The organism is Pseudomonas sp. (assembly GCF_049300855.1).
Lineage (GTDB): Bacteria > Pseudomonadota > Gammaproteobacteria > Pseudomonadales > Pseudomonadaceae > Aquipseudomonas.
In genome coordinates this window covers 463,992-478,231 of sequence record NZ_JBAQKH010000054.1, presented here as the reverse complement: position 1 = coordinate 478,231, position 14,240 = coordinate 463,992, and the positions used below count along the sequence as shown (strand labels likewise).

Genomic DNA, 14,240 nt, shown 5'->3' with positions numbered 1-14,240 from the left:
ATCTTTTTCAGACCATCGAGAGGCGTGCGGCCCACACCGCGGGCAGATGGCACGCAGGAAGCCCGGACTAATAAGATGGCATTGAAATCCCCCGCGTTTCGTAAAAAATTTCCGTTGTTGGTAACCGGCAGTCTGCTGGCTATGCAACCTCTGGCCAGTCAATTCGTTGTAGCCGCCGAGCAGTATGACTGCTCCGTCTCGGCTGCGGGTGGTTGGGCCTGTGCGCCCAAATCAACCGCTGCTGCGTTGCCGCCGCGTCCGGTGCATGACGGCAGTGCCGTCAGCGCCACTGGCGAAGCTGCGACAGAGAACGGCTCGACGACCGACACTGCCCCGAAAACGGCACTCGTCACCGAAGCCAAAGGCCGTGGCCTGAAATCCCGTAGCGAAGACTTCAGTCACCTCGACTGGGTTCCGCGCGAGAAACTCACCGCCGCCCAATTGGCCGAGACCGGGCCTTACTGCTCTGGTGCTTATATCGAACCGATTCGTCCTGGCATGAATGACAAGACGAACAAAAGCGATGCTCCGACCTTTATCGGCGCAAAAGCCTCGCGCTATAACACCGATGATCAAGTCGGTACGCTGGCCGGCGATGTCGTCCTGCGTCAGGGCAGCATGCAGGTCGAATCCGACGAGGCGAGCCTGTATCAGGCCGAGAGCCGCGCCGAACTCAATGGCGATGTACGCATCCGCGATAACGGCGCGCTGATCGTCGGCGACCATGCCGATGTGCAGCTCGACACCGGTGAAGCCAAGGTCGACAACGCCGAATACGTGATGCACAAATCGCGCATTCGCGGTAACGCGCTGTACGCCAAGCGTGCCGAAAACGCGATCATCCGTTTGAAGGACGGCACTTACACCACGTGCGAACCGAACAGCAACGCCTGGCAGCTCAAGGGCAACAACATCACCTTGAACCCGGCCACCGGTTTCGGTACCGCGACCAACGTGACGCTGCGCGTAAAAGACATTCCGATTCTGTACACGCCGTACATCTACTTCCCGATCGACGACCGTCGCCAGTCGGGTTTCCTGCCGCCGACCATCGGTACCGGCAGCGATACCGGCTTCATGCTGGTCACTCCGTACTACTTCAACCTGGCGCCGAACTACGACGCCACGTTGTACCCGCGCTACATGAGCAAGCGCGGCATGCTGGTGGAAGGTGAGTTCCGTTACCTGACCAAGTCGAGTGAAGGTCAGTTCGGTGCGGCGTATCTGAATGATGACGATACCGAACGCAGCAAGCAGACCGACTACGAAAAAACCCGCTACATGTACAACTGGCAGCACAAGGGCGGTCTCGACTCCCGTGTGCTCACCCAGGTTGACTACACCAAGATCAGCGATCCGTATTACTTCCAGGATCTGCAAACCGATCAGATTGGTGTGAAGTCCAGCGACTTCGTCAATCAGCAGGGTTCGGTGACTTATCGTGGCGATAATTACACCGCCCGCCTGAATGCTCAGCAGTACCAGCTGGCAACCGTTTCGAACATCACACCGTATGGTCGTCTGCCGCAGATCACTTTCAATGGTCAGCTGCCGTACCATCCGGAAGGTTTGAATTTCGATTACGAAACCGAGCTTGTCCGCTTTGATCGTGATCTGAAAACCGGCAACTTCATCGATGAGGATGGCAATGCGTCACCTCGCCTGGATACCAACGTTCAAGGTCTGGCCCGCGCTAACGGCGACCGTCTGAACCTGAAGCCTGGTGTCAGTCTGCCAATGAGCTGGACCTATGGCTTCCTGAAGCCATCGCTCAAGTACCAGTACACCCAGTACCAGTTGGACCTGGACAGTACCGGCAAGTCCCAGATCGCTGCTCAGCAAGATGCCGCCAATGCGGCAGGTAGCGAGTACATCGGCGGCAAGTTCGGTAGCAACCAGAACCGCGGCGTACCTATCGCGAGCATCGACAGTGGTCTGTACTTCGACCGCAATACGTCTTTCTTCGGCAAGAACTACCGTCAGACACTGGAACCGCGACTGTTCTACCTCTATGTACCTGAGGAGAATCAAGAAGACATTCCAGTATTCGACACCAGCGAGTACACCTTCAACTACGCCTCGCTGTTCCGCGACAACCGCTTCTCCGGTGCCGACCGTGTCGGCGACGAGAACAAGCTGTCGCTGGGCGTGACCAGCCGCTGGATCGAAGACGACGGTTTCGAACGTCAACGCATCAGCGTTGGTCAGGCCGTGTATTTCAAAAATCGTGAAGTACAGCTGCCAGGCATTGATCCAAAAACCCGGGACGATGCGAAATCCAAAGTATCGCCATACGCCCTGGAATACGAATACCGCTGGAACCGCGATTGGCGCACCACGGCCGACTACAACTGGGACCCGGACAGCCGCAGCCCGCGCTCCGGCAGTGCGATGTTCCACTACCAGCCTGAAGACAACCCGAACAAGGTTATCAACGCCGGCTATCGCTATCGCAATGACCAGGTTCGTTATGACCAGACCACCGGTAAGTGGTCGGTGGGCGGAGGTGACTACGGCACTCCAGGCACACCTGGCTACGTGAAGGACTACTACAAGATCCAGCAGCATGACTTCTCGGTCATCTGGCCGATCGTTCCACAATGGAACGCTATCAGCCGCTGGCAGTACGACTACAACCGTAACCGTACGCTGGAAGCCTTCGGTGGTTTCGAGTACGACAACTGCTGCTGGAAACTGCGCCTGATCAACCGTTACTGGGTTTCCTATGACGAATTCAGTCAGGAAGCTCCGCAAAACGAAAAAGGCGACCATGGCGTCTTCCTCCAAATTGTTCTGAAGGGACTCGGCGGCCTCACTGGCGCCAAGGTAGAGAGCTTCCTCGACAAAGGCATTCAAGGTTATCGTGAACGTGAAGACCAAGCTTTCTGATTGTCTGCGCCCGCTGATGCTGGGCGCGCTGTTCCTGGGTACTGCGGCCAACGCTGCAGTTCAATCCATCGACAAAGTGGTAGCGATCGTCGACAACGATGTGGTCATGCAGAGCCAACTGGATCAGCGCGTCCACGAAGTTCAGCAGACCATCGCCAAGCGTGGCGGCGGTCTGCCGCCTCCGGGCGTGCTGGACCAGCAGGTACTCGAGCGTCTGATCGTCGAAAACCTGCAATTGCAGATCGGCGAGCGTTCCGGCATCCGCATTACCGATGAAGAACTGAACCAGGCGGTCGGCACCATTGCCCAGCGCAATAACATGACGGTTGATCAGTTCCGCGCTGCTCTGGCTCACGACGGCTTGTCCTATGACGACGCCCGTGACCAGATCAAGCGTGAAATGATCATCAGCCGTGTGCGTCAGCGTCGTGTGGCAGAACGCATTCAGGTCTCCGAGCAGGAAGTGAAAAACTTCCTCGCCTCCGATCTGGGCAAAATGCAACTGTCCGAAGAACTGCACCTGGCCAACATCCTGATTCCGACCCCGGAAAGCGCCAACTCTGATGCGATTCAGAGCGCTGCCCGTCAGGCCATGGAGGTTTACCAGCAACTCAAGCAAGGCGCTGACTTCGGTCAGATGGCAGTGGCCAAATCCGGCAGCGACAACGCACTGGAAGGCGGCGACATGGGCTGGCGTAAAGCCGCGCAACTGCCACCACCGTTCGACCGAGAGTTGAGCAGCATGGCTGTCGGCGACATCACTCAGCCTGCGCGCACACCGGGTGGTTTCATCATCCTCAAGCTGCTGGCAAAACGCGGTGGCGAGGCGCAGATGCGCGACGAAGTGCATGTCCGTCACATCCTGGTCAAGCCAAGCCCGATCCGTGACGAAGCCAAGACCAAAGCGCTGGTTCAATCGCTGTACGAGCGCATCCTCGCCGGTGAGGATTTCGCTGAACTGGCGAAAAACTACTCCGAAGACCCGGGCTCCGCGCTTAATGGCGGCGACCTGAACTGGATCGATCCGAACGCACTGGTGCCGGAATTCCGCGAAGTGATGGCCAAGACCCCGCAAGGTCAGCTGTCCAAGCCATTCCAGACTCAATACGGCTGGCACGTTCTGGAAGTCCTTGGCCGTCGCGCCACCGACAGCACCGAACAAGCCCGCGAGCAGCAAGCCATGACCGTACTGCGTAACCGCAAATACGACGAAGAGCTGCAAACCTGGTTGCGTCAGATCCGTGACGAAGCGTACGTAGAGATCAAACTTCCTGGTGCAGACCAGGCAGCGCAGTGAAACCCCAGCGTTTCGCGCTGACACCCGGCGAACCAGCCGGCATCGGTCCCGACCTGTGCCTGCTGCTCGCCTCGCAAGCCCAGCCACATCCCCTGATTGCCATCACCAGCCGCGACCTGCTCCTCGAGCGGGCCGCGCAGCTGGGGCTGGCCGTCACTTTGCTGGAGGTTGCGCCTGGCAGCTGGCCGGATCTTCCGGCACCCGCAGGCAGCCTGTACGTCTGGGATACACCGCTCAGCGCCCCCGTGGTCGCCGGGCAACTGGACAAGGCCAATGCCGCTTTCGTCCTTGAAACCCTGACCCGTGCCGGCAATGGTTGTCTCAACGGCGACTTCGCCGGGATGATCACTGCGCCTGTACACAAAGGCGTGATCAATGAGTCAGGCATCGCGTTTTCCGGACACACCGAATTTCTCGCTGACCTGACCCATACCGCACAAGTGGTGATGATGCTTGCCACCCGCGGCTTGCGCGTGGCGCTGGTCACGACTCACCTGCCCCTGCGCGACATCGCCGATGCAATCACACCGGAGCGGCTGGAGCGGGTCACGCGGATTCTGCACAGCGACTTGCAAAACAAATTCGGCATCGCCCAGCCACGCATCCTGGTTTGCGGGCTCAACCCCCACGCCGGAGAAGGCGGACACCTGGGCCATGAAGAAATCGACATCATTGAACCAACATTAGAGCGCCTGCGCGGCGAGGGCATGGACCTTCGTGGCCCGCTGCCTGCCGACACTCTGTTTACCCCCAAATATCTGGAGCACTGCGACGCAGTGCTGGCGATGTACCACGACCAGGGCCTGCCTGTGCTCAAGTACAAAGGCTTCGGCGCTGCCGTCAACGTGACCCTTGGCCTGCCGATCATCCGCACGTCGGTCGACCACGGCACCGCCCTCGATCTGGCCGGCAGCGGCAAGATCGACACCGGCAGCCTGCAAGTCGCCCTGGAAACCGCCTACCAGATGGCCGAGACCCGTTTATGACCGAGCAATACCAACACAAGGCGCGCAAACGCTTTGGCCAGAACTTCCTGCACGATGCCGGCGTCATCGACCGCATCCTGCGCTCCATCAGCGCCAAACCTGACGATCGCCTGCTGGAAATCGGCCCGGGCCAGGGCGCACTGACCGCCGGCCTGCTTAATTCCGGCGGGCAACTCGACGTGGTGGAACTGGACAAGGACCTGATCCCGATCCTCAACCAGCAGTTTGCCGGCAAGAGCAATTTCAACCTGCATCAGGGCGATGCGCTGAAGTTCGACTTCAACACGCTCAACGCCGCGCCGAACAGCCTGCGCGTGGTCGGCAACCTGCCGTACAACATCTCGACGCCGCTGATTTTTCACCTGCTGAACAACGCCGGCATCATTCGCGACATGCACTTCATGCTGCAGAAAGAAGTGGTCGAACGTCTGGCTGCCGGCCCTGGCGGTGGTGACTGGGGTCGCCTGTCGATCATGGTTCAATACCATTGCCGCGTAGAGCACCTGTTCAACGTCGGCCCAGGCGCGTTCAACCCGCCGCCGAAAGTCGACTCGGCCATCGTTCGCCTGGTACCGCACGCCGTGCTGCCGCACCCGGCCAAGGATCACAAGTTGCTGGAGCGCGTCGTCCGCGAAGCGTTCAACCAACGCCGCAAGACCCTGCGCAACACTCTCAAGCAACTGCTGAGCAATGCCGAGATCGAAGCCGCCGGCGTCGATGGCAGTTTGCGCCCGGAGCAATTGGATCTGGCCGCGTTCGTACGCTTGGCCGACCAACTCGCCATTCAGGTCCCGGCCTCCCCCGCCGCCGACTGACAAACGATGAGCGCTATCGGGCAGGACGCCACTCTGGTTTACTGCCCGATACTTGCCTAGACTGATTCCCCATCAGCTACGCCCCGCGTTCCGCTTCGTTTAAGGCCCTTTGCATGTCCGATTCCCGTTACCAGGTCGATGTCAGCGTCGTTACCCGCTATCTGGCAGACCAATCGCAACCCGAGCACGACCGCTTCGCCTTCGCCTACACCATCACTGTGCAGAACAACGGCGCCATCCCGGCCAAGCTACTTTCGCGGCACTGGGTGATCACCGACGGTGATGGCCATGTAGAGGAGGTGCGCGGCGCTGGCGTGGTCGGCAAACAACCGTTGATCGAGGCCGGCGAAAGCCACACCTACAGCAGCGGCACGGTGATGACCACCAAGGTTGGCACCATGCAGGGCACCTATGAAATGGTCGCCGACGACGGCAAACATTTCGACGCCATCATCAAGCCTTTCCGCCTGGCGGTGCCCGGAGCCCTGCACTGATGGCGACGTATGCCGTCGGCGACCTGCAAGGCTGCCTTGAGCCGCTCAAATGCCTGCTCAAGCAAGTAGCGTTCGACACGAAACTCGATCGGCTATGGCTGGTGGGTGATCTCGTCAACCGAGGCCCGCAATCACTGGAAACCCTGCGCTTTTTGTATGGCATGCGTGAATCGCTGGTCTGCGTGCTGGGCAACCACGATCTGCACCTGCTGGCTGCGGCCAAGAACATTGAGCGTTTAAAGAAGTCCGACACTCTGCGCGAGATTCTCGAAGCGCCGGACTGCGCCGAATTGCTTGAATGGGTGCGCCAGCAAAAGCTGATGCACTACGACGAGCAGCGTGACGTCGCCATGGTCCACGCCGGCATTCCGCCGCAATGGTCACTGCGTCGCGCCTTGAAATGCGCTGACGAAGTCGAAACCGCCCTGCGTGACGACAATCTGTTTCCCGCCTATCTCGACGGCATGTATGGCAATGAGCCGGCGAAATGGGACAACGATCTCAAAGGTTTGGCCCGCCTGCGCGTCATCACCAACTATTTCACGCGCATGCGCTTCTGCACTGCCGAAGGCAAGCTCGACCTCAAAAGCAAGGAAGGCCTCGACACTGCCCCGCCCGGCTACAAACCGTGGTTCCAGCACCGGGACCGCAAGACCAAAGGCCTGCGCATCATCTTCGGTCACTGGGCGGCACTCGAAGGCAATATCCATGAGCCGGGCATCTCGGCACTGGACACCGGTTGTGTCTGGGGCGGCAGCCTGACCCTGATGAACGTCGACAGCGGTGAACGCCTGTCGTGCAAATGCGATGAACATGGCGGCCTCGCCCCGACCGTCGCACCACTTATCCCCGAAACTTCGCCAGTCAGCACACCGCGTTAGACTGCGATTTCAGCCGCGTAACAGGAACCCGCCATGAGCGAATTCAAACGAATCCCCCCGGAACAGGCCCAGGCCCTGCGTGAGCAAGGTGCTGTCGTCGTCGACGTGCGCGACCCGGCCACTTTTGCCGCCCTGCACATCAGCGGCTCGAAGCATCTGGACAATCACTCGCTGCACGCCTTCATCCAAGGCGCCGACCTCGACGCACCGACCGTGGTCGTCTGCTACCACGGCAATTCCAGCCAGGGCGCAGCGGCGTACCTGATCAGCCAGGGCTTCTCCGACGTCTACAGCATGGACGGCGGCTTTGAGCTGTGGCGTACGACTTATCCTGCGGAAACTGCGCAAGGCACCGCCGAATAATTTTTTTGCAACGCGCAGGCCCCGGCTGCCGTGGGCCTGCGCGGGCAGACGAACGGTCTTGCCACAACTAATTACGTATCTCGCCTTTACCTCCTGAATTCCCAACTATCCTTAAGCCCAGGCCATCCAAAACAGGGGAGAGCCGGTACACCGGCGCACGGGTCATCGGGAGTGACTTTCACGATTGTCGATCGTGGAAGTGTTCTGGGGGGTAAACAAACAGCTGCCAAAACGGTTGTTTGCCAGCATCGACTGAGTGATCCGGCGTCGGCTCCACGTATCGAGCGAGGTGACGTCATGAGTATCTTTAGCCACTTCCAACAACGCTTCGAGTCCACACGCCAGGAAGAACTCTCGCTGCAAGAGTACCTGGAGCTGTGCAAGAAAGACCGTAGCGCCTACGTTTCCGCCGCCGAGCGTCTATTGCTGGCCATCGGCGAACCGGAACTGCTCGACACCTCGACCAACTCGAGGCTGTCACGCATTTTCTCCAACAAGGTAATCCGTCGCTATCCGGCCTTTGAAGACTTCCACGGGATGGAAGAATGCATCGACCAGATCGTCTCGTATTTCCGCCACGCCGCCCAAGGCCTGGAAGAGAAGAAACAAATCCTTTATCTGCTCGGCCCCGTCGGTGGCGGTAAATCGTCTCTGGCCGAGAAGCTGAAACAACTGATCGAAAAAGTGCCCTTCTATGCGATCAAGGGCTCGCCGGTATTCGAATCGCCACTGGGTCTGTTCAACGCCACCGAAGATGGCGCGATCCTCGAAGAAGATTTCGGCATCCCGCGGCGCTACCTGAACACCATCATGTCGCCGTGGGCGACCAAACGCCTGGCCGAATTCGGCGGCGACATCAGCCAGTTCCGCGTGGTCAAGCTGTACCCGTCGATTCTCAACCAGATCGCCGTGGCCAAGACCGAACCGGGCGACGAGAACAACCAGGACATTTCCGCTCTGGTCGGTAAAGTCGACATCCGCAAACTCGAGGAATACCCACAGAACGACGCCGACGCTTACAGCTACTCCGGTGCGCTGTGCCGGGCCAACCAGGGCCTGATGGAATTCGTCGAAATGTTCAAGGCACCGATCAAGGTGCTGCACCCATTGCTGACCGCCACACAGGAAGGCAACTACAACAGCACCGAAGGCCTCGGCGCGATTCCGTTCACCGGGATCCTGCTCGCCCACTCCAACGAATCGGAGTGGCACACCTTCCGCAACAACAAGAACAACGAAGCGTTCATCGACCGGATCTACATCGTCAAAGTACCGTACTGCCTGCGCGTCAGCGACGAAGTGAAGATCTACGACAAACTGCTGTTCAACAGTTCTCTGGCCAAAGCGCATTGCGCGCCAGACACCTTGAAAATGCTCGCGCAGTTCACCGTGCTGTCACGCCTCAAGGAGCCGGAAAACTCCAACATCTATTCGAAGATGCGGGTCTACGACGGCGAAAACCTCAAGGACACCGATCCGAAGGCCAAGTCGATCCAGGAATATCGCGACTCGGCAGGTGTCGACGAAGGCATGAACGGTCTGTCGACCCGCTTCGCCTTCAAAATCCTGTCCAAGGTCTTCAACTTCGACCCGCATGAAATCGCCGCCAACCCGGTGCACCTGCTCTATGTGCTGGAACAGCAAATCGAACAGGAACAATTCCAGGCTGAAACCCGTGAGCGCTATCTGCGCTACCTGAAAGAGTACCTGGCACCGCGTTATATCGAATTCATCGGCAAGGAGATCCAGACCGCTTATCTCGAATCCTACAGCGAGTACGGCCAGAACATCTTCGACCGTTACGTGCTGTACGCAGACTTCTGGATTCAGGATCAGGAATACCGCGATCCGGAAACCGGCGAGATCCTCAACCGCGTCGCCCTGAACGAAGAACTGGAGAAAATCGAGAAACCGGCCGGCATCAGCAATCCGAAGGATTTCCGCAACGAAATCGTCAACTTCGTACTGCGCGCCCGGGCCAACAACAACGGCAAGAACCCGACCTGGCTCAGCTACGAAAAACTGCGTGTGGTCATCGAGAAGAAAATGTTCTCGAACACCGAAGATCTGCTGCCAGTCATCAGCTTCAATGCCAAGGCGAGCAAAGAGGATCAGCAGAAACACAACGACTTCGTTACACGTATGGTCGAGCGCGGCTACACCGACAAACAGGTACGTCTGCTGTCCGAATGGTACCTACGGGTCCGGAAATCGCAGTAAAACAGCTACAAGCTTCAAGCTTCGGGCTGCAAGAACAAGGCATGTGAACCCCGGCACATGGGTAACGGCTTTTACTTGCGGCTCGCAGCTCACAACTTGAAGCTGCCCGGAGGGCCACGTATGAGCTATGTGATCGACCGACGTCTCAATGGCAAGAACAAGAGCACGGTGAACCGCCAGCGTTTCCTGCGGCGTTACCGTGACCACATCAAGAAGGCTGTCGAAGAGGCGGTCAGTCGGCGTTCCATTACCGATATGGAACACGGCGAACAGATCAGCATCCCCGGTCGTGACATCGACGAACCGGTGCTTCACCACGGCCGCGGTGGCAAGCAGACCGTGGTTCATCCCGGTAACAAGGAGTTCACTGCCGGCGAGCATATTGCCCGCCCACCGGGAGGTGGCGGCGGGCGCGGTCCGGGCAAGGCCGGCAATTCCGGCGAGGGCATGGACGAGTTCGTCTTCCAGATTACACAGGAAGAATTCCTCGAGTTCATGTTCGAAGACCTCGAGTTGCCGAACCTGGTCAAACGCAACCTCAGTGGCACCGACACGTTCAAAACCGTACGCGCCGGGATCAGCAACGAAGGCAACCCGTCGCGCATCAACATCATCCGCACGTTGCGTTCAGCCCATGCGCGACGCATTGCGCTGTCCGGCAGCAGCCGGGCCAAACTGCGTGAGGCCAAAGCAGAACTTGAGCGTCTGAGACGCGAAGAACCAGACAACTTCGGCGATATTCAGGAACTCGAAGCGGAAATCGAGAAACTCAGTGCGCGTATTCATCGCGTGCCGTTCCTCGACACTTTCGACCTGAAATACAATTTGCTGATCAAACAGCCCAACCCCAGTTCAAAAGCCGTGATGTTCTGCCTGATGGACGTCTCTGGCTCCATGACCCAGGCGACCAAGGACATCGCCAAGCGCTTTTTCATCCTGTTGTACCTGTTCCTTAAACGGAACTACGACAAGATCGATGTAGTGTTCATCCGCCACCACACCAGCGCCCGGGAAGTCGACGAAGAGGAGTTTTTCTATTCGCGGGAAACCGGCGGCACCATTGTCTCCAGCGCCCTGAAACTGATGCAGGAGATCATGGCCGAGCGTTATCCGAGCAACGAGTGGAACATTTACGCGGCGCAGGCTTCCGACGGCGACAACTGGAACGACGACTCACCGATCTGCCGCGACATCCTGATCAACCAGATCATGCCGTTTGTGCAGTACTACACTTACGTGGAGATTACTCCGCGCGAACATCAGGCCTTGTGGTACGAGTACGAACGCATCGCCGACGCCTTTTCTGACACTTTTGCCCAGCAGCAACTGGTCTCGGCCGGGGATATCTATCCGGTCTTCCGTGAACTCTTCCAGCGCAGGTTAGTGACATGACCGCCAAAGAGCAGAAGCGCCAACCCATTTCCACCGGCTCCGAATGGACATTCGAGCTGATCCAGACCTACGACCGCGAGATCGCCCGTATCGCGGCCGGCTATGCGCTGGATACCTACCCCAACCAGATCGAAGTGATCACTGCCGAGCAGATGATGGACGCCTATGCCTCGGTGGGCATGCCGCTGGGTTACCACCACTGGTCCTACGGCAAACACTTCCTCAGCACCGAGAAATCCTACAGCCGCGGGCAGATGGGCCTGGCGTACGAGATCGTGATCAACTCCGATCCGTGCATTGCCTATCTGATGGAGGAAAACACCATCTGCATGCAGGCGCTGGTTGTAGCGCACGCGTGCTACGGCCACAACAGCTTCTTCAAGGGCAATTACCTGTTCCGCACCTGGACTGACGCCAGCTCGATCATCGATTACCTGGTGTTCGCCAAGCAGTACATCATGCAGTGTGAGGAGCGCCATGGTATCGATGCGGTGGAGGACCTGCTCGACTCCTGCCACGCGCTGATGAACTACGGCGTCGACCGCTACAAACGCCCGTATCCGATTTCCGCCGAAGAGGAACGGCGTCGACAAAAGGATCGCGAAGAACACATGCAGAAGCAGATCAACGATCTGTGGCGCACCATTCCCAAAGGCGCAGACAAGTACAGCGACAAGGACAACGCACGCTTTCCGGCCGAGCCGCAGGAAAACATCCTGTACTTCATCGAGAAGCACGCGCCGTTGCTGGAGCCGTGGCAGCGCGAGATCGTGCGGATCGTGCGCAAGATCGCCCAGTACTTTTATCCTCAACGCCAGACCCAGGTGATGAACGAAGGCTGGGCGACGTTCTGGCACTACACACTGATGAACGACCTGTACGACGAAGGGCTGGTCACCGATGGCTTCATGATGGAATTCCTCACCTCGCACACCAGCGTGGTGTTCCAGCCAGGTTTCGACAGCCCCTACTACAGCGGCATCAACCCGTACGCACTGGGTTTTGCCATGTACCGTGACATTCGGCGCATGTGCGAAGAACCCACCGAGGAAGATCGTCACTGGTTCCCGGAGATCGCCGGCACCGACTGGCTATCGACCATCAAGTTCGCCATGAGCAGCTTCAAGGATGAGAGCTTTATCCTGCAGTATCTGTCACCCAAGGTGATCCGTGATCTGAAGCTGTTCAGCATCATGGATGACGACCAGAAGGACGATTTGCTGGTGCCGGCCATCCACGACGAACCCGGTTACCGGATCATTCGCGAAACCCTCGCGGCGCAGTACAACCTCGGCAATCGTGAGCCGAACGTGCAGATCTACAGCATTGACCGGCGCGGTGATCGCTCACTGACCTTGCGTCACCAACAGCACGACCGCAAACCCTTGGGCGATTCCACCGAAGAGGTGCTCAAACACTTGCATCGCCTGTGGGGCTTCGACATTCACCTGGAAACCCTGCAAGGCGACCAGATCATGAAAACCCATCACGTGCCGCCCCGCAGCGAGCACAGCGAAGGCGATTACGGACGACTCGACCTCGCCGTCATTCATCTTTGATCCGCTTCCAGCCTCCGAAAGTTCGACGCAAGGGTTATCCTGTCGGGCTAACGGAGGTTTTTTCATGCAGATTTTCAAGGTCGGCGGCGCGGTTCGTGATCGCCTGCTCGGCAAACCGGTCACGGATATCGATTGGGTCGTGGTCGGCGCGACCACGGAAGAAATGCTCGCCAAGGGCTATCGCCCGGTCGGCGCGGATTTCCCGGTGTTCCTGCACCCGAAAAGCGGTGAGGAGTACGCCCTCGCCCGCACCGAACGCAAAAGCGGACGCGGTTATGGCGGTTTCACTTTTCACGCCAGCCCCGAGGTAACGCTTGAAGAGGACCTGATTCGCCGCGACCTGACCATCAACGCCATGGCCGAGGACGATCAGCACAATCTGACCGATCCCTACCATGGCCAGCGCGATCTTGAAGCCCGAATCCTGCGCCACGTTTCTCCGGCGTTCGCCGAAGATCCTCTGCGGGTGCTGCGTGTTGCCCGCTTCGCGGCGCGCTATGCCGGGCTCGGTTTTAGCGTTGCGCCAGAGACGCTTGAGCTGATGCGCCAGCTCAGCGAATCCGGTGAACTGGAGGCGCTGACCGCTGAGCGCAGCTGGAAAGAAATTTCCCGTGCGCTGATGGAAGATCAACCGCAGGTGTTCATTCAAGTGCTTCGCGACTGCGGCGCGCTGAAGGTGCTGATGCCGGAAGTCGACGCGCTTTTTGGTGTGCCACAACCGGAAGCGCATCACCCGGAAATCGACACCGGCCTGCACACGCTCAGCGTGCTCGAGCAATCGGCGCTGCACAAACAACCGCTGACCGTACGCTGGGCGTGTCTGCTGCACGACCTCGGCAAAGGTCTGACACCGGAAGCAGAATGGCCACGGCACATCGCCCATGAGCACAAAGGGCTGAAGCTGATCAAAGCGGTCAACGAACGCTTCAAGGCACCGAAGGACTGCCAGGAATTGGCTTTGCTGGTTGGCCAGTACCACACCCATGGCCATCGGGCGCTGGAGCTGAAAGCTTCGACGCTTCAGGAGTTACTGCAAAGTTTTGATGTGTATCGCCGACCGCAGCGTTTTGAAGAGTTTATTGCTGCATGCGAAATGGACGCTCGCGGACGCAAAGGGCTGGAGCAGAGAAGTTATCCACAGGCGGAATATTTGCGTGGTGCGGCAAAGGCTGCTCGGGAAGTGGCGGTTCAGCCGTTGCTGGAGAAAGGATTCAAGGGGCCGGAGTTGGGTGAAGCGCTGAAGCGTGAGCGACTCAAGGCGTTGAAGGCTTACAAAGACAACGCTTGAAGCAAGATCAAAAGATCGCAGCCTGCGGCAGCTCCTACATGGAAAATACGCGTTTC

Annotated in this window: 11 protein-coding genes; all 11 read left to right on the top strand. The window is 58.6% G+C overall.

Going from position 1 to position 14,240, the window contains the following annotated elements; all coding sequences use genetic code 11:
* The first annotated feature begins 75 nt into the window (after positions 1-75).
* Positions 76-2,889 carry an LPS-assembly protein LptD gene (locus tag WA225_RS27365; RefSeq protein ID WP_422610355.1) on the top strand — a complete coding sequence of 938 codons (2,814 nt, stop codon included), beginning with the start codon at positions 76-78 and terminating at the stop codon, positions 2,887-2,889.
* Complete coding sequence (gene surA / locus WA225_RS27360) at positions 2,864-4,186, top strand: peptidylprolyl isomerase SurA (RefSeq protein WP_422610354.1); 1,323 nt, start codon at positions 2,864-2,866, stop codon at positions 4,184-4,186. The genes WA225_RS27365 and surA overlap by 26 nt, the downstream gene beginning before the upstream one ends.
* The gene (gene pdxA, locus WA225_RS27355; protein ID WP_422610353.1) at positions 4,183-5,172 is read left to right on the top strand and encodes a 4-hydroxythreonine-4-phosphate dehydrogenase PdxA; all 990 of its coding nucleotides are present in this window, start codon (positions 4,183-4,185) and stop codon (positions 5,170-5,172) included. Before surA ends, pdxA begins: the two co-directional genes overlap by 4 nt.
* Positions 5,169-5,987, top strand: a complete 819-nt coding sequence (gene rsmA, locus WA225_RS27350) for a 16S rRNA (adenine(1518)-N(6)/adenine(1519)-N(6))-dimethyltransferase RsmA (protein WP_008085201.1) — start codon at positions 5,169-5,171, stop codon at positions 5,985-5,987. The genes pdxA and rsmA overlap by 4 nt, the downstream gene beginning before the upstream one ends.
* A 113-nt stretch (positions 5,988-6,100) precedes the next feature.
* Positions 6,101-6,481 carry a Co2+/Mg2+ efflux protein ApaG gene (gene apaG, locus WA225_RS27345; protein ID WP_242208948.1) on the top strand — a complete coding sequence of 127 codons (381 nt, stop codon included), beginning with the start codon at positions 6,101-6,103 and terminating at the stop codon, positions 6,479-6,481.
* Positions 6,481-7,362: a symmetrical bis(5'-nucleosyl)-tetraphosphatase gene (locus WA225_RS27340; RefSeq protein ID WP_422610352.1), complete on the top strand. Its 882-nt coding sequence runs from the start codon at positions 6,481-6,483 to the stop codon at positions 7,360-7,362. Before apaG ends, WA225_RS27340 begins: the two co-directional genes overlap by 1 nt.
* A 33-nt stretch (positions 7,363-7,395) precedes the next feature.
* Entirely contained in the window at positions 7,396-7,725 is a 330-nt protein-coding gene (gene glpE, locus WA225_RS27335; protein ID WP_016983139.1) for a thiosulfate sulfurtransferase GlpE, read from the top strand.
* 297 nt (positions 7,726-8,022) lie between these two features.
* Entirely contained in the window at positions 8,023-9,945 is a 1,923-nt protein-coding gene (locus tag WA225_RS27330) for a PrkA family serine protein kinase (RefSeq protein WP_007910115.1), read from the top strand.
* 120 nt (positions 9,946-10,065) lie between these two features.
* Positions 10,066-11,337: a YeaH/YhbH family protein gene (locus WA225_RS27325; RefSeq protein ID WP_422610351.1), complete on the top strand. Its 1,272-nt coding sequence runs from the start codon at positions 10,066-10,068 to the stop codon at positions 11,335-11,337.
* Positions 11,334-12,896, top strand: a complete 1,563-nt coding sequence (locus WA225_RS27320; RefSeq protein ID WP_158953245.1) for a SpoVR family protein — start codon at positions 11,334-11,336, stop codon at positions 12,894-12,896. The genes WA225_RS27325 and WA225_RS27320 overlap by 4 nt, the downstream gene beginning before the upstream one ends.
* A 64-nt stretch (positions 12,897-12,960) precedes the next feature.
* Complete coding sequence (locus tag WA225_RS27315) at positions 12,961-14,184, top strand: multifunctional CCA addition/repair protein (protein ID WP_422610350.1); 1,224 nt, start codon at positions 12,961-12,963, stop codon at positions 14,182-14,184.
* Positions 14,185-14,240: the final 56 nt, after the last annotated feature.